General features: G+C 54.7%; 22 protein-coding genes. 16 read left to right on the top strand and 6 right to left on the bottom strand.

From position 1 onward, the window contains the following. Positions 1–97: 97 nt before the first annotated feature. Positions 98–1,207 (bottom strand): anion transporter, encoded by a 1,110-nt coding sequence (locus tag IB212_RS07100; RefSeq protein WP_028012451.1) that lies wholly within the window; start codon positions 1,205–1,207, stop codon positions 98–100. After that, positions 1,204–1,677, bottom strand: a complete 474-nt coding sequence (mntR, locus tag IB212_RS07095) for a manganese-binding transcriptional regulator MntR (RefSeq protein ID WP_008501176.1) — start codon at positions 1,675–1,677, stop codon at positions 1,204–1,206. Before mntR ends, IB212_RS07100 begins: the two co-directional genes overlap by 4 nt. A gap of 183 nt (positions 1,678–1,860) precedes the next feature. Here mntR and mntS point away from each other — a divergent pair, with 183 nt between their 5' ends. Both mntS and IB212_RS07085 read left to right on the top strand, forming a co-directional pair. Continuing rightward, positions 1,861–1,989: a manganase accumulation protein MntS gene (gene mntS, locus IB212_RS07090; RefSeq protein WP_014831181.1), complete on the top strand. Its 129-nt coding sequence runs from the start codon at positions 1,861–1,863 to the stop codon at positions 1,987–1,989. Positions 1,990–2,258: 269 nt separating this feature from the next. Next, the gene (locus tag IB212_RS07085) at positions 2,259–3,842 is read left to right on the top strand and encodes a phosphoethanolamine transferase (protein WP_041910715.1); all 1,584 of its coding nucleotides are present in this window, start codon (positions 2,259–2,261) and stop codon (positions 3,840–3,842) included. 118 nt (positions 3,843–3,960) lie between these two features. On the opposite strand, the gene ompX is transcribed toward IB212_RS07085, so the two are convergent. Beyond that, a complete protein-coding gene (ompX, locus tag IB212_RS07080) occupies positions 3,961–4,479 on the bottom strand; it encodes an outer membrane protein OmpX (protein WP_028012448.1) in 519 nt (172 codons plus the stop codon). Positions 4,480–4,834: 355 nt separating this feature from the next. Here ompX and rhtA point away from each other — a divergent pair, with 355 nt between their 5' ends. From rhtA to ybiO, 6 genes are all read left to right on the top strand, one after another. After that, a complete protein-coding gene (gene rhtA, locus IB212_RS07075) occupies positions 4,835–5,722 on the top strand; it encodes a threonine/homoserine exporter RhtA (protein ID WP_041910716.1) in 888 nt (295 codons plus the stop codon). 299 nt (positions 5,723–6,021) lie between these two features. Beyond that, positions 6,022–6,525: a DNA starvation/stationary phase protection protein Dps gene (dps, locus tag IB212_RS07070; protein ID WP_008501171.1), complete on the top strand. Its 504-nt coding sequence runs from the start codon at positions 6,022–6,024 to the stop codon at positions 6,523–6,525. A gap of 361 nt (positions 6,526–6,886) precedes the next feature. Next, positions 6,887–7,630 carry a glutamine ABC transporter substrate-binding protein GlnH gene (gene glnH, locus IB212_RS07065; protein ID WP_014831177.1) on the top strand — a complete coding sequence of 248 codons (744 nt, stop codon included), beginning with the start codon at positions 6,887–6,889 and terminating at the stop codon, positions 7,628–7,630. A 93-nt stretch (positions 7,631–7,723) separates the two neighbouring features. After that, entirely contained in the window at positions 7,724–8,383 is a 660-nt protein-coding gene (gene glnP, locus IB212_RS07060) for a glutamine ABC transporter permease GlnP (protein WP_003858462.1), read from the top strand. After that, positions 8,380–9,102 carry a glutamine ABC transporter ATP-binding protein GlnQ gene (gene glnQ / locus IB212_RS07055; protein ID WP_028012446.1) on the top strand — a complete coding sequence of 241 codons (723 nt, stop codon included), beginning with the start codon at positions 8,380–8,382 and terminating at the stop codon, positions 9,100–9,102. The genes glnP and glnQ overlap by 4 nt, the downstream gene beginning before the upstream one ends. A gap of 124 nt (positions 9,103–9,226) precedes the next feature. Continuing rightward, a complete protein-coding gene (gene ybiO, locus IB212_RS07050) occupies positions 9,227–11,440 on the top strand; it encodes a mechanosensitive channel protein (protein ID WP_188245781.1) in 2,214 nt (737 codons plus the stop codon). A gap of 45 nt (positions 11,441–11,485) precedes the next feature. Here ybiO and rlmF read toward each other — a convergent pair whose 3' ends face one another. After that, entirely contained in the window at positions 11,486–12,397 is a 912-nt protein-coding gene (gene rlmF, locus IB212_RS07045) for a 23S rRNA (adenine(1618)-N(6))-methyltransferase RlmF (RefSeq protein ID WP_041910718.1), read from the bottom strand. A 243-nt stretch (positions 12,398–12,640) separates the two neighbouring features. On the opposite strand from rlmF, the gene mcbA reads away from it, so the two are divergent. The 3 genes from mcbA to ybiJ all read left to right on the top strand — a co-directional run bounded on the left by mcbA (position 12,641) and on the right by ybiJ (position 13,845). Continuing rightward, the gene (gene mcbA / locus IB212_RS07040; protein ID WP_028012443.1) at positions 12,641–12,907 is read left to right on the top strand and encodes a DUF1471 family periplasmic protein McbA; all 267 of its coding nucleotides are present in this window, start codon (positions 12,641–12,643) and stop codon (positions 12,905–12,907) included. Between the two features lie 124 nt (positions 12,908–13,031). Continuing rightward, on the top strand, positions 13,032–13,298 hold the full coding sequence (locus tag IB212_RS07035; RefSeq protein ID WP_028012442.1) for a DksA/TraR family C4-type zinc finger protein: 267 nt from the start codon (positions 13,032–13,034) through the stop codon (positions 13,296–13,298). A gap of 286 nt (positions 13,299–13,584) precedes the next feature. Then, positions 13,585–13,845: a DUF1471 family protein YbiJ gene (gene ybiJ, locus IB212_RS07030; protein ID WP_014883102.1), complete on the top strand. Its 261-nt coding sequence runs from the start codon at positions 13,585–13,587 to the stop codon at positions 13,843–13,845. A gap of 119 nt (positions 13,846–13,964) precedes the next feature. Here ybiJ and ybiB read toward each other — a convergent pair whose 3' ends face one another. Further along, positions 13,965–14,927, bottom strand: a complete 963-nt coding sequence (gene ybiB / locus IB212_RS07025; RefSeq protein WP_047368145.1) for a DNA-binding protein YbiB — start codon at positions 14,925–14,927, stop codon at positions 13,965–13,967. A gap of 255 nt (positions 14,928–15,182) precedes the next feature. Between ybiB and IB212_RS07020 the strand changes: the two genes are divergently transcribed. From IB212_RS07020 to IB212_RS07000, 5 genes are all read left to right on the top strand, one after another. Continuing rightward, entirely contained in the window at positions 15,183–15,719 is a 537-nt protein-coding gene (locus IB212_RS07020) for a fimbrial protein (protein WP_028012440.1), read from the top strand. Between the two features lie 69 nt (positions 15,720–15,788). Continuing rightward, positions 15,789–16,463: a molecular chaperone gene (locus tag IB212_RS07015; RefSeq protein WP_041910720.1), complete on the top strand. Its 675-nt coding sequence runs from the start codon at positions 15,789–15,791 to the stop codon at positions 16,461–16,463. A gap of 24 nt (positions 16,464–16,487) precedes the next feature. After that, complete coding sequence (locus IB212_RS07010; protein ID WP_188245764.1) at positions 16,488–19,031, top strand: fimbria/pilus outer membrane usher protein; 2,544 nt, start codon at positions 16,488–16,490, stop codon at positions 19,029–19,031. A gap of 22 nt (positions 19,032–19,053) precedes the next feature. Then, on the top strand, positions 19,054–20,043 hold the full coding sequence (locus IB212_RS07005; protein ID WP_188245765.1) for a fimbrial protein: 990 nt from the start codon (positions 19,054–19,056) through the stop codon (positions 20,041–20,043). 5 nt (positions 20,044–20,048) lie between these two features. Continuing rightward, a complete protein-coding gene (locus tag IB212_RS07000) occupies positions 20,049–20,552 on the top strand; it encodes a fimbrial protein (RefSeq protein ID WP_188245766.1) in 504 nt (167 codons plus the stop codon). On the opposite strand, the gene dinG is transcribed toward IB212_RS07000, so the two are convergent. After that, a complete protein-coding gene (gene dinG / locus IB212_RS06995) occupies positions 20,539–22,716 on the bottom strand; it encodes an ATP-dependent DNA helicase DinG (protein ID WP_188245767.1) in 2,178 nt (725 codons plus the stop codon). The two genes, IB212_RS07000 and dinG, sit on opposite strands and share 14 nt — an antisense overlap. Between the last annotated feature and the right edge of the window lie 92 nt (positions 22,717–22,808).

The raw sequence follows: 22,808 nt of genomic DNA, 5'->3' as shown, positions 1-22,808 counted from the left end.
CAGCAACGGTCCTGTCAGTGAGCGGCATCACACTATGCCGTTCACTAAAGCTAGGACGTTGCTATACATTTGCCAGGAAAAACTGACAAATTGCGCACTATATGAGAAGGAATAGTCCGAAACCGATCGCCGCAGCCCAGAGCAGCATCGGGATCGACCAGAGGTGGAAGCGCCACCAGATGCGACGGTCATTGGCCATGCGCAGGGCGATCAGGTTTGCCAGGGAGCCGGGCAGCAGCCCAAACCCACCGATGTTCACCGCCCAGGCCAGTAGCGTGTCCGGCGGAACGTAGTTAAGCAGCAGAATGGTGGCAGGCACGTTGCTGATAAACTGCGACAGGCCAATCGCCGTCAGCCACAGCCCCGGCTGCGACAGCGTGCTGACGCTGTGCAGAACGTTTTGCAGCACCGGAAGCTGAATAAGCAGATGCACGTCGATGAACATCGCCATAAAGACCAGCAGCAGCGTCCAGTCCACGCTCACCAGCACGCGCCGCGCCAGCACGACAAAGCCCGCGGCGACGAGCAGGACGCCCGCCAGCTCATACCTCAGCTCCAGGGCGAACAGAAAGACGATATACAGCCCGAGGCAGCTCCAGACCAGCCGCGGCTGCCACTGCGGGCCCGTGGTCCCGCTATGGTATTGCAGCTTTTTATCCGGAAACGCGAACCAGCAGACCGCCAGCAGCGACAACATCATCACCAGCGCCAGAGGCGCCATCTGCCAGGTAAAGGCGGCGAATGACAGACCGGAACGTCCCCAGAGAAGAATATTTTGCGGGTTGCCGATGGGCGTCAACAGAGAACCGGCGTTAACGGCGAGCGCTTCAAAGATGATCAGTCTGCTGACCGGGATCTCGCAAAGCTTACGCAGGGTGAGCGTGAGGGGTACGATGATAAACAGCGCCACATCGTTGGTCAGAAACGTCGACAGCACCGCGGCGGAGAACACCATAAACAGGGCCAGCCTGCGCTCGGTGGCAAAACGGCGCACCATTTTACGCCCCAGGACGTCAAAATAGCCGCTCAGCTCGACCCCTTTGGTCAGCATCATTAACCCGCTCAGGGTGATGATGGTGCGCCAGTCAATCGCCGCAGACCAGGCCTGTGGCGCAAACGGCACAAACAGGCTTAACCCGGCGCCAATGATTAATAAGAGATGGAAGAAACGATCGCGTGACAGGGCCTGCAGTCCAGGGATTTTCATTCAGCGGAGGGACCATATTTAAGGGTAAATTCGCGAAACTTCACCAGCGTCTCTTCGCTAACGTGGTGCTCCATTCCTTCCGCATCCCGACGGGCAATTTCCGGGCTGACGCCCAGCACCAGCAAAAAGTTCTCGACGAGCTGATGGCGCTCGCGGCTCTCCTGCGCAAGCTTCTCCCCTTCCGGCGTCAGAAACACGCCGCGCCAGGGGATCATTTCGATCAGGCCTACCGAGGCCAGACGTTTTAACATTTTAGCGACCGTTGGCTGCGAAACCCCGAGCCTGGCGGCCATATCGACCTGACGCGCTTCCCCAACCTCGCGGATCAGATCGGAAATCAGTTCAACATAATCATCAATCAGTTCACGCCGGTGCGCTTCACGGACCTGGCGAAAACCTTCGACATGTTCTTCAACATTCACCAGTTGCGTCGTTTTTTTAATGGTTGGCTTACCTGCGCGACGGTTCATTGTACTTCCTCATTGGGGTGACGCTTCCAGCGCCCGGTATCGAGAGCGCACATTGTAAACCATCCCTCCACAAGCACAAAAAATTAACGAAATAGCCATAGCTATACAATATAGCCTGTGCTATATCTGTATGTAATGCAGTCACCCTTCACGGATCGAAGGGATCAAACATCAGGAGGTCTCATGAACGAATTCAAGAGGTGCATGACCGTGTTTACCCACTCTCCTTTTAAAGTGCGCTTAATGCTGTTGAACATGCTGTGCGATATGTTTAACAACAAACCGCATCAGGACGACAAACCTTCCCACTAAGCGGCGTTGCGGTACGCCGCTTCATTTTTCTGTCACACTTCCGCTGTAAACTGACCAATTCCCGATAATTTTTGCGGATTTGCAGCCCCCTTCGCAAAACATCTGTTTAGCAACTGTTGACCTTAATTCACGCTCGCACTATCTTCTTGCAGCCCTGCACAATTTGCGGCTCGCTGAAGCGGACCTCTCATTCCCTTTCCACGCACTGTCCGGCAGGCTTTGACCCTTGGCGCCAGGGTGAGCACATGGCGTTTTTGTGATAGTGACCTATGAATGTAACCCTGATAGATACCATCGTTACCCGCAGCCGGGCCTTAAGCCCGTGGACGGGATTTTACTTTTTGCAGTCGCTGCTGATTAACTTTGCGCTCGGCTATCCCTTCAGCCTGCTTTATGCAGTGGCTTTCACCTGCATCCTGCATGTGCTGTGGCGAGCGGCCCCGCGCGTGCAGAAAGCGTTGGTAGGGGTCTGTTCGCTGATTGCTGCGATGTATTTCCCGTTTGGCCAGGCCTACGGCGCGCCAAACTTCAACACCCTGCTGGCGCTGCACTCCACCAATATGGAAGAGTCGACGGAGATCCTGACGATCTTCCCCTGGTACAGCTACGTCGTCGGCCTCTTTATCTTTGCGCTTGGCGTCATCGCGGTTCGTCGCAAAGCAGACGCGAAGAGATCATGGGGAAAAATGGAGTCTCTGTGCCTGGCGTTTAGCGTGGGGACGTTTTTCGTTGCGCCGGTGCAAAACCTGGCCTGGGGCGGCGTGTTCAAGCTGAAAGATACGGGCTATCCGGTGTTCCGTTTCGTTAAAGACGTCGTCGTGAACAATAAAGAGGTTCTCGACGAGCAGGCGCGCATGGCTGAACTTTCCAATATGAAAGACACCTGGAACGTGCTGGCGGTTAAGCCGAAATACCATACCTATGTGGTGGTGATTGGCGAGAGCGCACGTCGCGACGCGCTGGGCGCATTTGGCGGGCACTGGAATAACACACCGTTTGCCAGCTCTGTCAACGGCACCCTGTTTACCGATTATGTGGCGGCCAGCGGCTCGACGCAGAAATCGCTCGGCCTGACGCTGAACCGCGTGGTGGATGGCAAACCTCAGTTTCAGGATAATTTTGTCACGCTGGCCAACCGCGCCGGTTTTCAGACCTGGTGGTTCTCCAATCAGGGGCAAATTGGCGAATACGACACCGCCATCGCCAGTATTGCTAAGCGTGCTGACGAAGTGCAGTTCCTGAAGAGCGGCGATTTTGAAGCCGACAAAAACACCAAAGACGAGGCGCTGCTGAAGATGACGGCGCAGGTCTTTGCTACCCCGCGCACCCAGCCGCAGCTGATTGTTCTGCACCTGATGGGATCGCACCCGCAGGCCTGCGATCGCACTGGCGGTAAATACGCGGAGTTTGTGCAGTCGAAAGAGACCTCTTGCTATCTCTATACCATGACGCAAACCGACGAGCTGCTCAGCAAGCTTTACGATCAGCTGCGCAACACGGGCGAAAGCTTCTCTGTGGTCTATTTCTCTGATCACGGGCTGGCGTTTAAAGAGCGTGGCAAAGAAGTGCAGTATCTGGCGCACGACGACCAGTTCCAGCAAAATTTCCAGGTGCCGTTTATGGTGCTGTCGAGTGATGATAAAACGCATCGCGTTATCAAAGCGCGGCGCTCGGCGAATGATTTCCTGCAGTTCTTCTCGCAGTGGACGGGGATTAAGGCCAAAGAGATAAAAAATGATTACCCGTTTATCTCCAACAAGAAAGCGCCCCCAGTGTACGTTACCAACTTCAAATTACAGAAAGTTGACTATAACCATCTGGGTACCGATATTTTTGATATTAAGAATAAGTAAGCTGTGCGGTCTCGTGCGGTCTGATGCCCTCACCCTGATCCTCTCCCACAAGGAGAGGGAAAAGCTAAAAAAAAAATCCGCCACATTGGGCGGATTTTTTATTAGCTCACCGAAGTGATTAGAAGCGGTAACCTACGCCCGCGATCCAGGTGCCAACGTCAACGTTGCGGATACGGCTCTGCTCATAGGAGAAGTCCAGAGCCACGTCCTGGATTGGGTTGAACTGCAGGCCTGCGCCATAGGAGAAGCCGTAGTCGCTGTTGCTTGCAGTGCGGTTCAGACCCTGGTTTTCGGTCTGCTGGAATTTACCGTAGCCAACACCTACAACACCGTAGATGCTCGCCCAGTCGTTCAGACGGTAAGCTGGACCAGCAGTGATACCGTAGTACTGGCCTTTGTTGTATGCGCCGTTTTCAGTACGATCTTTCTCGGTGTAGGTGAAAGAACCGATCACGCCCAGCGGGTTGTTATCCTGCTCGTAACGATACTTCAGGTTGAAACCGTTGGTTTTGTTCATCACGCCCTGCATATCGCTCTGAGCGTAACCACCAGTTACAGTAGAAGTAGCAGCTACAGCGGTACCTGCGGAAACAGCCAGTACAGCGGCCAGTGCTGAAAGACATGCAATTTTTTTCATAACCACCTCAAATGTGCTTCAAGTAAGTCCGTAAGTTTTAAATATATCAAAAAAATTTGCGAAACTCTTTGTGATTCGTGATGTCTAATGAGGCCTTTCCTGTAACAGAACGTTTCCAACCTCAGCTAACTCTTTCAAATCACATGCGATTTTTCCTACTAAACGCCCATATTGCGCGTCTGCGCCGTTACATTCATCCAGATTATTCCTAATCTTTCAGGTGATAAATCCACCAGCGCTTGACCATTTTACGGATTTCACAGGTCTTTTTTTTCAACGTAGTCTCAACCGTAGCTGTATATTTCCTTTACACTGCAACCTTTACTCCACTTGACATTAGCTGACAGGAGAAAGGATGCCTGGGTTATCCCGCACGTCGTCGGTCTGGTTGCCGGTAGCCGTCATACTTATTGCCATGTTGTCCATCCAAAGCGGTGCTTCGCTGGCAAAATCGCTTTTTCCACTGGTGGGTGCGCCCGGGGTAACAGCCCTGCGTATCGTGCTGGGAACGGCGATACTGGTCGTCATCTTCAAACCCTGGCGTCTGCGCTTCAAAAAAGAGCAACGTCTTCCTCTGCTTTTTTATGGTCTGTCCCTCGGGGCAATGAACTATATGTTCTACCTCTCCATCCAGACCATCCCGCTGGGGATTGCCGTCGCGCTGGAGTTTACCGGCCCGCTGGCGGTCGCGCTTTTCTCATCACGTCGTCCGGTGGATTTTATCTGGGTCGTGCTGGCCGTTCTGGGCTTATGGTTCCTGCTGCCGCTCGGCCAGAATGTCTCTGAGATTGATCTCACGGGCGCAGCGCTGGCGCTGGGAGCAGGAGCCTGCTGGGCTGTCTATATACTCACCGGGCAGCGAGCGGGTGAAGAGCATGGCCCGGCAACGGTCGCCCTGGGTTCCGTGATTGCGGCTATCGTTTTTGTGCCGATCGGTATGGCGCAGGCCACGGAGTCTATCTGGCAATGGTCAGTCATGCCCATCGGGCTGGCGGTCGCTATTCTTTCAACGGCACTCCCCTATTCTCTGGAGATGATTGCCCTGACGCGTCTGCCGACGCGCATATTTGGCACTCTGATGAGCATGGAGCCCGCCCTTGCGGCGATCTCCGGGATGGTGTTCCTGGGCGAAACGCTGACGTTTACCCAGACGCTGGCGCTCTGCTCAATTATCGCGGCGTCAATGGGGTCAACGCTCACCATGCGCCCTGAACCTAAAGTTGAGAAAATCGACATCGGCTAATGCCATATATTCTGCATGGCTTCACGGCCATGCAGAATAAAGGCCAGAATGCCATCCGTTATAATTTCTTACATAGTTTGTCATATAACCGAAATATCCTTCCCCACCCATTCCCCTCCAGGCGAATTAAGATTGATCTGTATCAATTTTAAAATTATCTATTAATTTCAATGAATTAAATTATCAACCTCCTTCTTGCTATTAAACCGATAGGCACAGCCAGACCGCAGAGAAAAAATCCGGTGCTATACTTAGTTCCGTAATTACCTGGGACATAAACATCAAGAGGATATGAGATTATGAGTACCGCTAAACTGGTGAAAACGAAAGCGTCTAATCTGCTTTATACCCGTAACGATGTATCGGATAGCGACAAAAAAGCGACCATTGAGTTGCTGAATCGCCAGGTGATCCAGTTCATCGATCTTTCGCTGATCACCAAACAGGCCCACTGGAATATGCGCGGTGCAAACTTTATTGCCGTCCATGAAATGCTGGATGGCTTCCGCACAGCACTGGTGACACACCTCGATACGATGGCTGAACGTGCCGTTCAGCTGGGTGGTGTCGCGCTTGGGACCACGCAGGTGATCAACAGCAAAACGCCGCTGAAAAGCTACCCGCTGGATATCCACACTGTTCAGGATCACCTGAAAGAGCTGGCGGACCGCTACGCGATTGTGGCCAATGACGTGCGCAAAGCGATTAGCGAAGCCAAGGATGAAGATACCGCAGACATCTTCACCGCCGCATCCCGCGACCTGGATCAGTTCCTGTGGTTTATCGAATCTAACATCGAGTAATCCATAAGACTTTCCTGTCAAACCCTCGCCTCTGGTGAGGGTTTTGCACATTTATGGTGCACAGTTTTTGCCTGAGACGGTGCAAAAGTGAATAAATTGTAATAATCACCTCACACAACCGTTAATGGAAGATTGTTTTTTCGTCAGAATTTACGCTTAATATCTCCCCGTCAGTTGACCCAAACGAAGCGCACCAAAATGGTGCTCCATGCTGGTGCAACACGACATCATTGCCACGCTTTTTGTGCAATGTATGATTTCATCCCCTTTGTAAAACAACAGCTTGTAAAGTTGGCACGATTTTTTCATTGTGCCAGTCGTTCTCGCAGGGGATCGCCCCGTGGATATAAAAGGAAATGCTATGAAGTCTGTATTAAAAGTTTCACTGGCTGCACTTACCCTGGCTTTTGCGGTGTCCTCTCAGGCTGCCGACAAACTGGTTGTGGCGACCGACACGGCGTTCGTTCCGTTTGAATTCAAACAGGGTGACAAATACGTTGGTTTTGATGTTGATCTGTGGGCCGCTATCGCCAAAGAACTCAAACTGGACTACACCCTGAAGCCGATGGACTTCAGCGGCATCATCCCGGCGCTGCAAACCAAAAACGTCGATCTGGCGCTGGCGGGCATCACCATTACCGAAGAACGTAAAAAAGCGATCGACTTCTCTGACGGCTACTACAAAAGCGGCCTGCTGGTGATGGTCAAAGCGGATAATAACGACGTAAAAAGCGTGAAAGACCTCGACGGTAAAGTGGTGGCAGTGAAAAGCGGCACCGGTTCCGTGGATTACGCGAAAGCGAACATCAAAACCAAAGACCTGCGCCAGTTCCCGAACATTGACAACGCGTATATGGAACTCGGCACCAACCGTGCTGACGCTGTTCTGCACGACACGCCGAACATCCTGTACTTCATTAAAACGGCTGGTAACGGCAAGTTCAAAGCCGTGGGCGACTCTCTGGAAGCTCAGCAGTACGGTATCGCGTTCCCGAAAGGCAGCGACGATCTGCGCACGAAAGTTAACGGCGCACTGAAAACGCTGAAAGAGAACGGCACTTACAACGAAATCTATAAAAAATGGTTCGGTACTGAGCCTAAATAATTTTACCTGAATTCAGGTTTATAGCGCCCGGCGGCGCTCACGCTGGCTGGGCCTACATTTTTCGTTTTTCACCACGGTATACAGGAATACATCATGCAGTTTGACTGGAGCGCCATCTGGCCTGCCATTCCACTCTTGCTTGAAGGCGCTAAAATGACCCTGTGGATTTCGGTCCTGGGTCTGGTAGGTGGGTTGATTATCGGTCTTGTCGCCGGTTTCGCCCGCACCTACGGTGGCTGGATTGCAAACCACATCGCACTGGTTTTCATCGAAGTGATCCGCGGCACCCCGATTGTCGTGCAGGTCATGTTTATCTACTTCGCCCTGCCAATGGCCTTTACCGACCTGCGCATCGATCCGTTCAGCGCGGCCGTCGTGACCATTATGATCAACTCGGGCGCCTACATCGCGGAAATCACCCGCGGGGCGGTGCTGTCGATTCATAAAGGTTTCAGCGAAGCCGGTCTGGCATTAGGTCTTTCTCGTCGCGAAACGATCCGTCACGTTATTCTCCCGCTGGCGCTGCGCCGCATGCTGCCGCCGCTGGGTAACCAGTGGATCATCAGCATTAAAGATACATCGCTGTTCATCGTTATCGGCGTGGCCGAACTGACCCGTCAGGGCCAGGAAATTATTGCAGGCAACTTCCGCGCGCTGGAAATCTGGAGTGCGGTCGCCGTCGTTTATCTGATCATTACGCTGGTACTGAGCTTCGTTCTGCGCCGTCTTGAAAGAAGGATGAAAATCCTGTGATTGAATTTAAAAACGTCTCCAAGCACTTTGGCCCAACCCAGGTGCTGCACAATATCGATCTGAATATCAAGCAGGGTGAAGTGGTGGTGATTATCGGGCCTTCCGGTTCCGGTAAATCGACCCTGCTGCGCTGCATCAACAAGCTGGAAGAGATCACCAGCGGCGATCTGATCGTTGACGGTCTGAAGGTAAACGACCCGAAAGTGGACGAGCGTCTGATTCGTCAGGAAGCGGGCATGGTGTTCCAGCAGTTCTACCTGTTCCCTCACCTGACGGCGCTGGAAAACGTGATGTTTGGCCCACTGCGCGTGCGCGGTGCCAACAAAGCGGCGGCGGAAGCGCTGGCAAAAGATCTGCTGGCGAAGGTTGGCCTGGCGGAGCGTGCGCACCACTACCCTTCCGAGCTCTCCGGTGGCCAGCAGCAGCGCGTGGCGATTGCCCGCGCGCTGGCGGTGAAACCGAAGATGATGCTGTTTGATGAGCCGACGTCCGCACTCGACCCGGAGCTGCGCCACGAGGTGCTGAAAGTCATGCAGGATCTGGCGGAAGAAGGGATGACGATGGTGATCGTGACCCACGAAATCGGCTTTGCTGAGAAAGTGGCTTCCCGCCTGATCTTTATTGATAAAGGCCGCATCGCCGAAGACGGTAACCCGCAGGAATTGATCGCGAATCCGCCTAGCCAGCGTCTGCAGGAGTTCCTGCAGCACGTCTCCTGATCCCTCGCTACATACCGAGCCGGGCTTGCCCGGCTTTTTTACGCCAGATTGTTCCCAAAAACTCCCCTCCGCCTCTCGCCCTCTATACTTATCATTTTGCACGATATTTTTGTCGGAGGACGCCGTGCCGTGGATCCTGCTGCTGTTGATAAGCCTGTTTAGTACGCCATCGCTCGCCGTGGCAATCCCCGGCGTCACCACCGGAGCAACTGCTACTCAGCAAAATACGCCGCCTCCGGAGCCGGATGCAGAACAAAAAAAAGCGGCCTATAGCGCACTTGCCGACGTCCTTGAGAATGACACCTCCCGGCAGGAGCTGATCGATCAGTTGAGGAAGGTGGCCGCCACGCCGCCTCAGGATCCGGTTCCGACCATTACGCCACCGCAGATCGAAGAGGAAAAGACGGTACTGGAAAACGTCACCGACATCAGCCGTCGCTACGGGGAAGCCCTGTCGTCACGTTTTGCCCAGCTCTATCGAAATCTTGTTGGCACCTCGCATAAACCTTTTAATCCCCACACCTTCACCGCAGCCGCCACGCAGTTTGCGATTCTGGCGGGTGCCGTGTTCATTTTTTACTGGCTGCTGCGCCTGTGCGCCTGGCCGCTCTACCGGAAGATGGGCCACTGGGGACGGAAAAAAAATCAGCATAAAAGCAGCTGGCTGCACCTCCCGGCCATGATTACCGGAGCGTTTATCATCGATTTACTGCTGCTGGCCCTGACGCTGTTTGTCGGTCAGGTGCTGGCGGACCGCCTCAATACGGGCAACAAAACCATTGCCTTCCAGCAGGCGCTCTTCCTGAATGCGTTTGCGCTCATCGAATTTTTTAAAGCGGTGCTGCGCGTCATCTTTTGCCCGCGCGTGCCTGAACTTCGCCCTTTCAACATCAACGACGACAGCGCGAAATACTGGGCCGTGCGGCTAAGCGTGCTCAGCGGGCTGATAGGATACGGCCTGCTGGTTGCCGTGCCGATTATCTCCAACCAGGTCAACGTGCAGTTTGGCGCGCTGGCGAACGTGCTGATTATGCTCTGTATTACCGTCTGGTCTCTGTACCTTATCTTTCACAATAAAAGGACGATCACCGAGAGTCTGCTGCATCTGGCCGACCGTTCCCTCTCTTTCTTCAGTCTGTTTATCCGCGCCTTCGCGCTGGTGTGGCACTGGCTGGCAAGCGCGTATTTTATTGTGCTGTGCTTCTTCTCGCTGTTCGACCCGGGAAACAGCCTGAAATTTATGATGGGGGCGACGTTTAAAAGCCTGGCGATTATCGGCATCGCGGCGTTTGTGTCCGGGCTGTTGTCCCGCTGGATCTCGAAAACCATCACCCTGTCGCCGCAGGTGCAGCGTAATTACCCGGAACTGCAAAAACGGGTGAACGGCTGGATGTCGGTATCGCTTAAGGTGGCGCGCATTCTGACCGTCTGCGTGGCGATCATGCTGCTGCTGAATGCGTGGAGCCTGTTTGATTTCTGGAACTGGCTGCATAACGGCGCAGGCGAGAAGACCGTCGATATTTTAATTCGTATCGCGCTGATTCTGTTCTTCTCCGCCGTCGGCTGGACGCTGCTGGCGAGCCTTATCGAGAACCGTCTGGTATCGGATATTCACGGTAGACCGCTCCCCAGCGCACGGGCCCGCACATTGCTGACGCTGTTCCGCAACGCGCTGGCGGTGATCATCAGCACCATCACCATCATGATTGTGCTATCGGAAATCGGCGTGAATATCGCCCCGCTGCTGGCAGGTGCAGGCGCGCTGGGGCTGGCGATCTCTTTCGGCTCGCAAACGCTGGTGAAGGATATTATTACCGGCATCTTTATCCAGTTTGAGAACGGGATGAACACAGGGGATCTGGTGACCATCGGGCCGCTGACCGGTACCGTGGAGAGGATGTCGATTCGCTCGGTAGGCGTGCGTCAGGATACCGGGGCATATCACATCATTCCCTGGTCATCGATCACTACCTTCGCCAACTTTGTGCGCGGCATTGGCTCCGTTGTGGCCAACTACGATGTGGATCGTCATGAAGATGACGACAAAGCGAAGCAGGCGCTGCGGGATGCGGTCAGTGAACTGATGGAAATGGAGGATATTCGCGGGCTGGTGATTGGCGAGCCGTCGTTTGCCGGCATCGTTGGGCTGACCAACACGGCGTTCACCCTGCGTGTGTCGTTCACCACCCAGCCGCTGAAGCAATGGACGGTGCGCTTTGCCCTCGACAGCATGGTGAAAAAGCACTTCGATCTGGCGAACGTGCGAACGCCGGTGCAGACGTATCAGGTATTGTCGCCGCCCGCCTCGCCGCTCCCTCCGCAGGAGCCGACGCTGTAACCGAGCCGGGTGGCGGCTTTGCCCTAACCGGCCTACGGCGGGATACTATTTGCGACGTTTGTTATCGTCCATAAACGACCAGGCGATAAAGCGGCTCTGCTTCTGGCCCTGCGCCATCTCTTTTTTCACCACTTTTACGGCACCCGCTTCGCTCAGCGCGCGGTAGAGCGGCGGCAGGTTATCCCCGCGGGAAACCAGCGTCGTAAACCACTTCACCTGACGGCCAAACTGTTGGCTTTCCGCAATCATGCGCAGGATGAAGGCAACTTCACCGCCCTCGCACCACAGCTCCTGCTGCTGCCCGCCGAAGTTCAGCGCGGCGTCTTCCGCCTGACCGAGGTTGCGGCGTTTACGTTCGCTGCCCGCGCGAGCCGCTGCCGCCGAATCATGAAACGGCGGGTTGCACATCGTAGCGTCATAGCTTTCGTTTTTATGAATTATGCCGTTGAAGATGGAAGCCGCCTCTTTCTGACGACGCAGACGAATGGAACGGCTCAGGCCAGGGTTCGCGCTGATAATCGCCTGCGCGCTGGCAAAGGCCTCGGCGCCGATTTCGCTCCCGGTAAAGCGCCAGTGATATTCATGTACGCCAATCAGCGGGTAAATCAGGTTTGCCCCGGTGCCTATATCCAGGATGGAAGCCTGCTGCGGTACAGCGCCGTCACGATCTTCGGCAAGCAGATCGGCAAGGTGATGAACGTAATCAGCGCGGCCCGGCACAGGGGGGCAGAGAAAGCCTTCCGGAATATCCCAGTGAGCCACACCGTAAAAATGCGCCAGCAGGGCTTTGTTCAGCGTTTTCACCGCCTGCGGATCGGCAAAATTGACGGTCGGCTCACCCGCTGGGGTCTGGACAATATAGTCCTGCAGCGCAGGGCAGCTCTGGCACAGGGCGTTCATGTCGTAGCGGCTGCGGTGGCGATTTCGTGGGTGCAATCCCGGCTTTTGGGAAGTCATGGCGTTCTCCTTTAAACAGCGGCGTAAGATACCCTGTGCTGGCCCAGCGGTAAATCTTTCTCTGCGGCGCTTAAAAAAACACCGTAAATCAAACACCTCTACGTCTATGATCTGTCAGCGAATTGTCAGTTTTTATCGTTCAAAAAATAAGCAGATCATCATCAAATATTTGCGCTAAGTCACACTCGTCAGGCTTCTAAACTTAAAGGGAATCACCTGTTGTTTCCTCATGAGGATGTGATTATGAAAAAGTACCTGACCCTTGCTGTTATCGCCGGCGCCCTGGCAACGGCTTCATTTTCTGCGATGGCCGTTCAGTCACTGAATGAAAGTACCGATACTAGCCAGCTGCGTCCGGCGGGCACCGTCTCGGTAAGTCGCGCAAGTAACCTGGACGATCTGCAGAATAAACTGGCCGAAAAAGCCCGCCAGGAAGGTGCGAAAGGCTTCGTGGTGAATTCCGCTGGCGGAGATAACCATATGTACGGCACAGCAACCATCTATAAATAATTTTTTTCCTCCACAACAAGACTGCATCTGCCCGCCGGATGCAGTTCATTTCCGCTTTATCTTGATTGTTCATTTTTTAACCCCATATTTAAAGCAGGGTATAAACCGATTTCAGGAGGATGCCATGGCTTCCGGTTGGGCGAATGACGACGCCGTTAACGAACAGATCAACAGTACCATTGAAGATGCGGTTGCGCGCGCTCGCGGTGAGATTCCGCGCGGCGAAAGTTTGAAGGAGTGCGAAGAATGCGGAGAGCCGATCCCGGAGGCGCGGCGTAAAGCCATTCCGGGCGTAAGGTTATGTATTACCTGCCAGCAGGATAAAGATTCAAAAAATGCGTCACATTCAGGTTATAATCGCAGAGGATCGAAAGATAGCCAGTTACGCTGACTCTCCTTTACCTAAGTTAACCCTGCCTGCACTTACCTTTACGCTCACGGTTTTTAGCGAACCGCGTAGCAAAATGTGCCCTTCATCTTTCTTCTGTAAAGCGCATCCACAAGAAGTGTAAAGCGCTGGTTTGAATTTATTAATATTCAATAAGTTATTTGTCATTCAATTTTTTTGACTGACCACGTCAATTCTCTTCGATTTTATCCCTCAGGAAAAAACGTGATACTTATCACATCGACGGAACATCGTCCCCTTAACAGAAAACACCTGCGAGAGATTAATTATGAAAACCATCAAATATGCTGTAGCTGCTGTTGCCCTGTCCGCTCTGTCTTTCGGCGCATTCGCCGTAGAGCCTGTTTCATCCACTCAGGCCCAGAGCATGAATAAAATCGGTGTGGTAAGTGCAGAAGGCGCGACCACGCTGGACGGCCTGGAAGCCAAGCTGGCTGAGAAAGCCGCTGCTGCCGGTGCAAGCGGATACACCATCACCTCCGCTAACACCAATAACAAGCTGAGCGGTACTGCGGTTATCTACAAATAATCGCCTGAAATGAATGCTGTACCCTCGCCAAACCCTCTGGTGAGCTGCTCCAACCCTCATTGACCCTGTTGTTTGTTACCCTTGCTTGCCCGTCCGCCACTGGACGGGCTTTTTTTTGCTTAAAACGACTGTGCCACCCGCTGTAACCCCGCTTCCACCGTCTCTACCTCCCCTGTCGCCAGCAAGCAGCAGGCCATTTGCAGTTTGATCGACTGTGGGACCGGCACATTTCCGGCCAGGCACTGCGTAATCCAGTGCGCGGTAACCTGCGGATCTTTTGACTCCGGCAGAATCACATCGCTGTTTTCTTCCCCGCGCTCAAGCACAACGCGCGTACCGACAGAATCGATCAGCATCAGCTGTGGGCAACGCTGCGGGTTGGCGTACACCTCCCCTTCTGTTCCGTGCATCAGCAGTGCGCGTCCACCGATTTCGGCAAAGAACTGACCGACGCGCGTCACGTACTCCGGATGAGAAACACTGGAAAGGCGCAGTGCGGCATCCTCAGCAAACGGCGTTGCCAGCTTCGCCAGGGTGTGCGCACTGTTACGCACGCCCATGCGCCAGCGCATGTCCAGCTGCTTTTCCAAAGGCGGGCAGAGCGCACGAACGGGAATATAGACCGGCTGGTTCCCCTCCAGCTTTGCCTGCGCCTGGCCGGCATGGAGGGTCGGTTCAATGCCCAGCAGTTCAAAGATGGTTTCTGTCAGTACGCGCGTGGGATCTTCGCTGACCCCATGTACCACCACAGGGAACCCCAGCTTATGTAACAATATCGCCAGCAGCGGCGTCAGGTTTGCCTGCTTGCGCGCCCCGTTATAGCTCGGGATCACAATCGGCATCGGTTTTGCCACTGGCGGTGTTAAGCGCAGCGTTTGCGCCTGCATCGCCTCGTAGAAACCACGCATCTCCGCTTCGCCTTCGCCTTTGATACGCAGCGCAATCAGGATGCCGCCCATTTCCAGGTCCGGTACCTCGCCGTTGAGCATACGGGTGTAAAGCGCGCGAGCGGTTTCATGGTCCAGGTCGCGGGCGTGGTTTTTCCCACGTCCTACCTCTTTGATAATTTTGCGATAATCCACGACATTCCTCCTGACAGCCTATCTTGTTAACACTATAGCCCTGATGAATGGCTATCCGTTAGTTTTTTATCCCTTAAGACAACCTTCTGTTTTAATAGCAAAAAATAAACACAAGCTTTTTTTCAATTATTTGTGATTTCTATAGCAGATTCGTATTCATACATTTTTTGATTAAATAACCAGCGGAAAGTCATTAAGGGTCAACGGTGAAAACGTCCAGGCAACGCTCTCACCCGAAACATATCAGGATTTGCTATGAACAAGGTTGCTTTAGGTTTAATCATCGCCGCAGCGGTGGGATGTTCTGCATCCACGTTTGCGGCAACGAACGGTGAAGGGCAAATAAACTTCACCGGCGAAATTATCGATTCTGCTTGTCAGGTCGTAAATGGATTAAGTAATCCATTAAATGTACAGCTGGGGAAAGTGTCTAAAACGGTATTTACCGGTGCAGGCTCTACCAGCACCTTAACGAAGTTTGATATTCAGTTAACGAATTGTCCTGACACGGTCACCTCCGCCGCCATTAACTTTGGCGGAACACCGGATGCGAATAACAATTCGACGCTTGCCTTAACGCCAGATACCGATGCGGCGACAGGGGTGGCGATTCAGCTGGTGGATGCCTCGCAGCAGCCTGTCAGCCTGTATACGCCGTCTCAGCAGTATCAGTTAACCTCCGGCACGGCGGTTAACGATCTGGAGTTCGGCGCACGCTATATCCAAACCGGCCCGGCAATTACCGCAGGCCCCGCTAACTCCGTTTCAACCTTCACCGTTATTTATAACTGATCTTATCAATCCGGGGATATTAATGCTTTCGCGAGCATTAATATCTTCTCTATTCATTGAGAAATCTTTATGCGCCACGGTTATTTACTGAGCACGCTTTTACTGGTAGCAACTGCTTCACATGCTGGGGTCATTATTAACGGCACCCGACTGGTCTATCAGGGAGATAAAAAGGAATCTTCTCTTGGTCTTTCAAATCCAGATGCGACGGATTATCTGGTGCAGTCCTGGGTTGATTCCGGCGGTAAAAACCTGGCCAAAGCCCCGTTCCTGATCACCCCGCCGCTTTTCCGTCTGGATGCGCACGAAGATAACGTTCTGCGCGTGGTGCGTACGGGCGGAAATTTACCGGAAGACAGGGAATCCCTGTACTGGTTGAACATTAAAGCAATCCCTTCCTCAAAACACGTTGAGGGGGTAAATACGCTGCAAATCGCCATTAATACTCGAATCAAATTACTCTATCGCCCGTCTGCGGTAAAAGGCAGACCAGAAGATGTGGCGGATAAACTTGAATGGCGTCGCGAAGGGAACGACCTCGTGGTGAATAACCCCACGCCGTTTTATATGAATTTCCAGACCGTCACGCTGAACGGTCATAAAATCGCGAAAGCAACCTGGGCTGTTCCGAAAACGGAAACACATTTTATCTTACCGGGTAATGTCGGGGGCGCGGACGTGACGTATTCCATTATTACCGACTACGGCAGCATCAGCCATACCTGGTCGAAATCCGTTCATTAATTTTTTCCCGTTAATAAAATAATTATGTACAGCCATAAAAAGCCGTTCACCTGCCGATTTTCTTCATTGCTGGTCATTCTCTGTGGCCTGGCAATGGCGATCTTTGCGCAGCAGGTTATGGCTGATGATTATTTTAACCCTGCCCTGCTGGATATTGATAATCCCCGGCAGGGTAAAACCGATCTGTCCATCTATGAAAAAGGGCCAGGTCAGGCGCCGGGGAAATATGAGGTCGCGGTATTTATCAATAATAATAAAATTGATACCCGCAACGTGACCTTTACGCTTCAGAAAGATTCGCAGGGCAACAGCACGCTGCAGCCTTGCTTTAGCCTTGAGGAATTAAAAAGCCTCGGCATCAAAACCAAAAGATTTCCGCAGCTAATGGCCAAAGGCCAGTGTGCTGATTTACATGTCATTCCTGCGGCATCCGCCACCTTTCGCGTTCGCAACCAGCAGCTGCTGATGAGCATCCCTCAAACGGCGCTGGGCCAGGTGCCTCGCGGTTACATTGACCCGAAAGAGTTTGACGAAGGGATCACTGCGGGCCTGCTTAATTACAGCGCCAATGCCAGCCACAGCCGCGCGCGACAGCACGGTGAGCAGGATAACAGCAGCCAGTACGTAAACCTGCGCCCAGGCCTGAACGTTGGCGCATGGCGCATTCGCAACTATTCCACCTGGAATCGCAGCACCACGGGTAACGAGGAGGACCAAAAATTCACCTCCGTATATACCTACGCGCAACGCGATATTGTGGCGATGAAAAGCGACCTCACCGTCGGCCAGAGTTCCTCGCCTTCCGACGTTTTTGACAGCGTACCCTACACCGGCGTGGAGCTGAAATCCGATAACGACATGCTGCCGGACAGTGAAAAAGGCTACGCCCCCATTATTCGCGGCACCGCCCACAGTAACGCGCAGGTGGTGGTACGCCAGAACGGTTACATCATTTATCAGAACACGGTCGCCCCCGGCGCGTTCGAAATTAACGATCTCTACCCCACCGGCAGCAGCGGCGATCTCCAGGTCACCGTGAAAGAAACCGACGGCAGCGAAAGCCATTTCGTCGTGCCGTTTGCCTCCGTGCCGGTATTGCAGCGTGAAAAAAATCTGCGCTACAGCGTGACTGCCGGACGCTACCGTTCTTATGACAACGACGTCGAGAAGACCCCGTTTGCCCAGGGCAGCGCCATCTACGGTTTACCCTACGGTTTCACCGCCTACGGTGGCATCCAGCAGAGCAGCCATTATCAGTCTCAGGCGGTGGGCGTCGGGAAAAACATGGGCGATTTAGGCGCCTTCTCCATTGACGTGACCCGCGCGAAGGCCCTGTTGAAAAAACAGCAGGCCAGCAAAGGTCAGTCGTGGCGCGTGCGCTATAGCAAAGACATCGCCCGGTCAGGCACTAACTTCTCGCTGGCCGGCTACCGCTATAACAGCAAAGGGTTTTACACCCTGGAAGACACCATGGAGTCGTATACCCGCTCTGACGACTGGTCTGAACCGCAGCAGCGCCGCGCCCGAACCGAAGCCACCGTCGACCAGACGCTGCCGGAAGGCTGGGGTTCCGTAACCCTGAGCCTGGTGAAAGAGACCTACTGGACCCAGAGCCAGGACATGACCTCGGTGAGCGTCAGCTACAACAACAGCTGGCACGGCGTGAGCTACAGCCTCAGCTACAGCATGAACAAAAACACCCAGGACAGCGATGAAGACGGCAATGAGGTGACGAACGACAACCAGTTCGCGCTGAGCGTCTCGGTGCCGCTGGACCACTGGATGCATAACACCTGGGCCACCTACAACCTGAACAACACCAAAGATGGCACCACGCAGAATATCGGTCTGAACGGTACGGCGCTGAAAGAAGATAACCTCAACTGGAATATTCAGGAGGGGGTGAGCAGTACCGGCAGCGGCAACTCCACCAGCCTCAATGCCGATTACAAAGCAACGTACGGCGAACTGAGCGGCGGCGTCAGCCAGGACAAATATCAGCAGACCGTGAACGTCGGCCTGCAGGGCGGCGTGGTTGCCCATGCGAACGGCATCACCCTGAGCCAGCCGCTCGGTGAGACCATCGCGCTGGTGAAAGCGCCGGGCACGCACGGGACGCATATCACTAATCAGACCGGCGTTGAAACCGACTTCCGCGGCTACACCGTTGTCCCGTTTGTGACCGCGTATCGCCACAACACCATTGCGCTGGATACCGAAACGCTGCCGGACAATGCCGACGTCACCCACGCCGCGCAAGTCGTCACCCCAACTCGCGGGGCCGTGGTGCGCGCCAGCTTTAACACCCGCGTGGGCAACCGCGTGCTGATGACGCTGACGCACAACGGCAAACCGCTGCCGTTCGGCGCGACGGTCACCACAGAGGATAAGGACAGCGAATTTATTGTCGGTAATGACGGCCAGACCTATCTCTCGGGTCTGCCGCAGCAGGGGCATCTCGCCGTTTCCTGGGGACAGGACGCGAGCGAGCACTGCATCGCTGACTATGCGCTAACGGATGAGAAAGAGAAAACCAGCATCATTAACGCTGCCGCGCAGTGTCACTGATCCACCGTTCAGGCTAACGATTATGCAAATGATTAAACAGTGCTTTTTCTTACTGATTCTCGGCACCGCCGCGTTATTTATGCCGCACGCAAAGGCCACCTGTTCCACGCCGGATATGCCGAAGATGATTAACGTCGCCTCGATTTCAGTTCCGACCACGCTTGCGGTGGGCGAAACCATTCCCGGAACTGAACAGACGGCGCATGTTGCGGGGCACTGCGATCAATCCATCGACAGCGGGCTGGAAATCGTCGCCTGCTATTACGGTACCGGCGCTGAAATCCCCGGCATGAAGGGTGTCTATGATTCCGGCGTACCAGGCATCGGTATCGCGCTGATGAATGACAAAGGGCAGCGAATCAGCGGTGCAGGTGGCATTCAGTGCGACTCGCGCGCCATGCCCATTGGTTATGTCTCAGATGACGGGCAACTGTCCTTCAATTTTGATGTGACGCTGGAACTGGTTAAAACCAGTAGCGAAGTGACGTCCGGTACGCTGGTGCAATCACAAACTGAATTTGGCATCGGCGTCTTCGGTCATGAAGGGATCGGCTCGCCAAACCATATCGCTTACGCCGGAAACATCAACCTGCAAACCGTCACATGTACTGTGCTGCCAAAAAACCTCACCATCGACCTGGGCGATTTCCCGGTGAGCGACTTTATTGGCGTGGGCACGCTCTCACAACCTGCTCAGGAATTCAACGTTAGCGTGAACTGTAATACTACCGTACAGCCGGAAGTGAAGATCACCAGTGCGAACGGGTACGAAGAGGGATTTGAAGGGGTGATAAAACTGACCCCCGAGAGCGGAGCGGCAAAAGGGGTGGGCGTCAGGATGCTGTTTGACGGCAACATCGCCACCTTCGACAACTACGTCAGCACCCAGCGCCCGGCAGAAGCCAATGAAACGCTGGAGATCCCGTTCCAGGTTCGTTACATGCAAACGCAACCGGAGGTTCTCCCTGGCCCGGCGAACACGGTCGCCACCCTCACTCTCGCCTATAAATAACTGCCATGAAAAAAATACTGATAATTCTGCTGTTGGGTCTGACATCGTACGCTAACGCGGATGATATCCAGATCCAGATGACGGGGAATATTTACGCCAACACCTGCGTCATTGACAGCGCCAGCCGCAACCTGACTGTAGATTTAGGCCAGGCAGTATCAGGTAATTTTAAAGATGTAGGGGATACCGGCGAATGGAAAGATTTTTCGCTCTCGGTATCGCACTGTCCCGCCACGCTGGCGCTTGCCACGGCCTATTTCTACGGCCAGGCAGACAGCGTGCACCCGACCAAATTCGCCAACACCGGCAGCGCGAAGGGGCTGGCGCTGGAGCTGGCCGACCGACAGGACAAGATCCTGATCGCCCCGCAGGCGGCGTTTAACGTGCCGATTAACCCGGCTGACCACACGGCCACGTTTCCGCTCTCCGCCCGCTATTACGCCACGTCTATGCCCGTCTCCGCAGGCACGTTCAGCAGCGTGATTCAGGTGACCTTTACTTACCAGTAGGACCGCGCCCCTTAGCACGGATGCTTTTCCTGCGCCCGGCGGCCAGTTTTGCCGGGCGTTTTTTTACTTCAGGCACCTCCGGCTGCTCAATCGGAAAGATCGGCAGCGCGTTCAGCAGCCGCTGACCGTAGTTTTTGGTGAGCAAACGCTTGTCGTAAATCACTACCTCACCCCAGCAGCCGTGGCTACGGATCAAGCGCCCCACCTGCTGAATCAGGTTAAACGACGCCGCAGGCAGGCTCTGCACCTCAAACGGATAGCGGTTGAGGCTTTTCAGCCACTCGCCCTCGGTGATCACCACCGGGCTGTCGATAGGCGGAAAGGCGATCTTATGGATATGCACCTGCGTCAGGTAATCCCCCTTCAAATCCAGCCCTTCGGCAAAGGACTGTAGCCCCACCAGCACGCTGCGCTCGCCGTTATCAATACGTTTGCGGTGCGTTTCCACCAACCGGTAACGGGGCTGGTCGCCCTGCACCAGCAGGAGTAAACGCAGGTCGGTGACGTGCTCCAGGAAGCGCTGCATCGCCCGCCCGCTGGCAAACAGCACCAGCATGCCGGGATATTTTTTACTTTCGACCTGCTCGCGGAAGTAGGCCGCCATCTCCGCAATGTGCTGCTCTTCGTTGTCGATAAGCGGCTCGTATTTCATGCGTGGAATGACCAGCTTGCCCTGCTCGCAGTGGTTGAACGGCGAGTCCAGCGCCACAAAACGATCGCCCGCTTTCTCCTTCAGGCCGCTCATCTCCTGCAACCGTGAAAAGCTGTTCAGAGAGCGCAGCGTCGCAGAGGTAACGACCACGTGCGGCACGCTGCGCCAGATCAGCTTTTCCAGCTGATCGGCCACGCGGATGCCCACGCAGTGGAAAAAGAGGTGAACCTGCCCGTCGCGCACCTCGCGGGTGGCCCATTTGGTGACCGGCGCGCCCGACGCCTGCGCCATCGAGGCCAGCCGCCAGAGCTTGCTCTGCGCCTCAAACATCCCCAGCGCGCGGTTCATTTGCAGCAGGATGCGGTGCAGCCGCACCACGTCGTGCGAGCCAGTTTTCTCGCTGAGGTCGTTCAGGAACATCTCCGCCAGCCCGCGCAGCTTTTCGAGATGCTTCGCCAGCTGCTGGCAGATCTCCATCACCTCTTCCGGCAACTCGCCCATCGCGAAGCGGTGTTCTGCCTCCTGGGCTGCCGGAAGATAAAGATTGAGGATGTTGTTCAGAGACGAGATAAGGCTGTAAACCTCTTCGCAGTGGACGCTCAGACGCTCGGGTACCGCCAGCGGCGGCGTGGTTTTCGGGCGAAACTGCTCCATGCAGGTCGCCACCAGTTTGCAGAACAGATCCAGCTGAAGTCGGAACCAGGGCGCGGTGATTTCCGCACTCATCTCCAGCGCGTCGCGCGCCACGTCAGGCAAGTGGTGGCCTTCGTCGAGCACCAGCAGCAGGTTTTTAGGCTCCGGCAGCACCGCTTCACTCTCAAGCGCCGCCATCACCAGCGCGTGGTTGGCGACAACCACCTCCGCCTCCTGGATCTCGCGCCGGGCGACGAAGAACGGGCATTCCCGGTAGTAGTGACAGTTGCGGTTCAGGCAGCTTGCTTTATCGGTACTGAGCCTGCGCCACAGGTCGTCGCTAATCGCCAGGCTGGTGTGATCCCGCAGGCCGTCCCACTTATAGCCGTCGAGCTCGGCTTTCAGCTTTGCGCACTGCTCCTGCTCGGCTTTGTTGTTTGGCGTCAGCTCGTCATCCAGAAAGGCGAGCAGATCCTGCTGCGAGGGCTCGCTGCTGGCCAGCGCCGCCAGGTTACGCGGACAGACGTAGCGCCCGCGCCCAAAGGCGGCGGTGAAGCGGAGATCGGGGATGATTTTGCGCAGCAGCGGCAAATCTTTGCTGAAGATCTGATCCTGCAAGGCCACGTTCGCAGTGCTGACCACCAGCGTTTTGTCCTCTTCCCGCGCGATGGCGATGCCGGGAATGAGATACGACAGGGTTTTCCCGACGCCGGTCGGGGCTTCAATCGCCAGATGTCGCCCGTCGTCCCCGGCGAGCGTTTTTGCCACGTCGGCAATCATCTGCCGCTGCGGCGCTCGGGGGATAAAATCGGGGATCTGCTGCTGAAGCGCCTTATACCAGGCGCCTATTTGCGCTTTCAGCGCCGCGGTTAAAGCCATTGGAAAACCTGAAATACTGTATAAACAGCCACTATTGTGGCACTTTCTCTTCGCCGTCGCAAAAAGAAAAGCCCGGCTTTACGACCGGGCTT

Origin of the sequence: Enterobacter sp. E12 (genome assembly GCF_014596715.2) — a bacterium.
In the GTDB taxonomy this organism is placed as follows: Bacteria; Pseudomonadota; Gammaproteobacteria; order Enterobacterales; family Enterobacteriaceae; genus Enterobacter; species Enterobacter bugandensis.
This window is presented reverse-complemented; position numbering and strand designations above follow the sequence as displayed.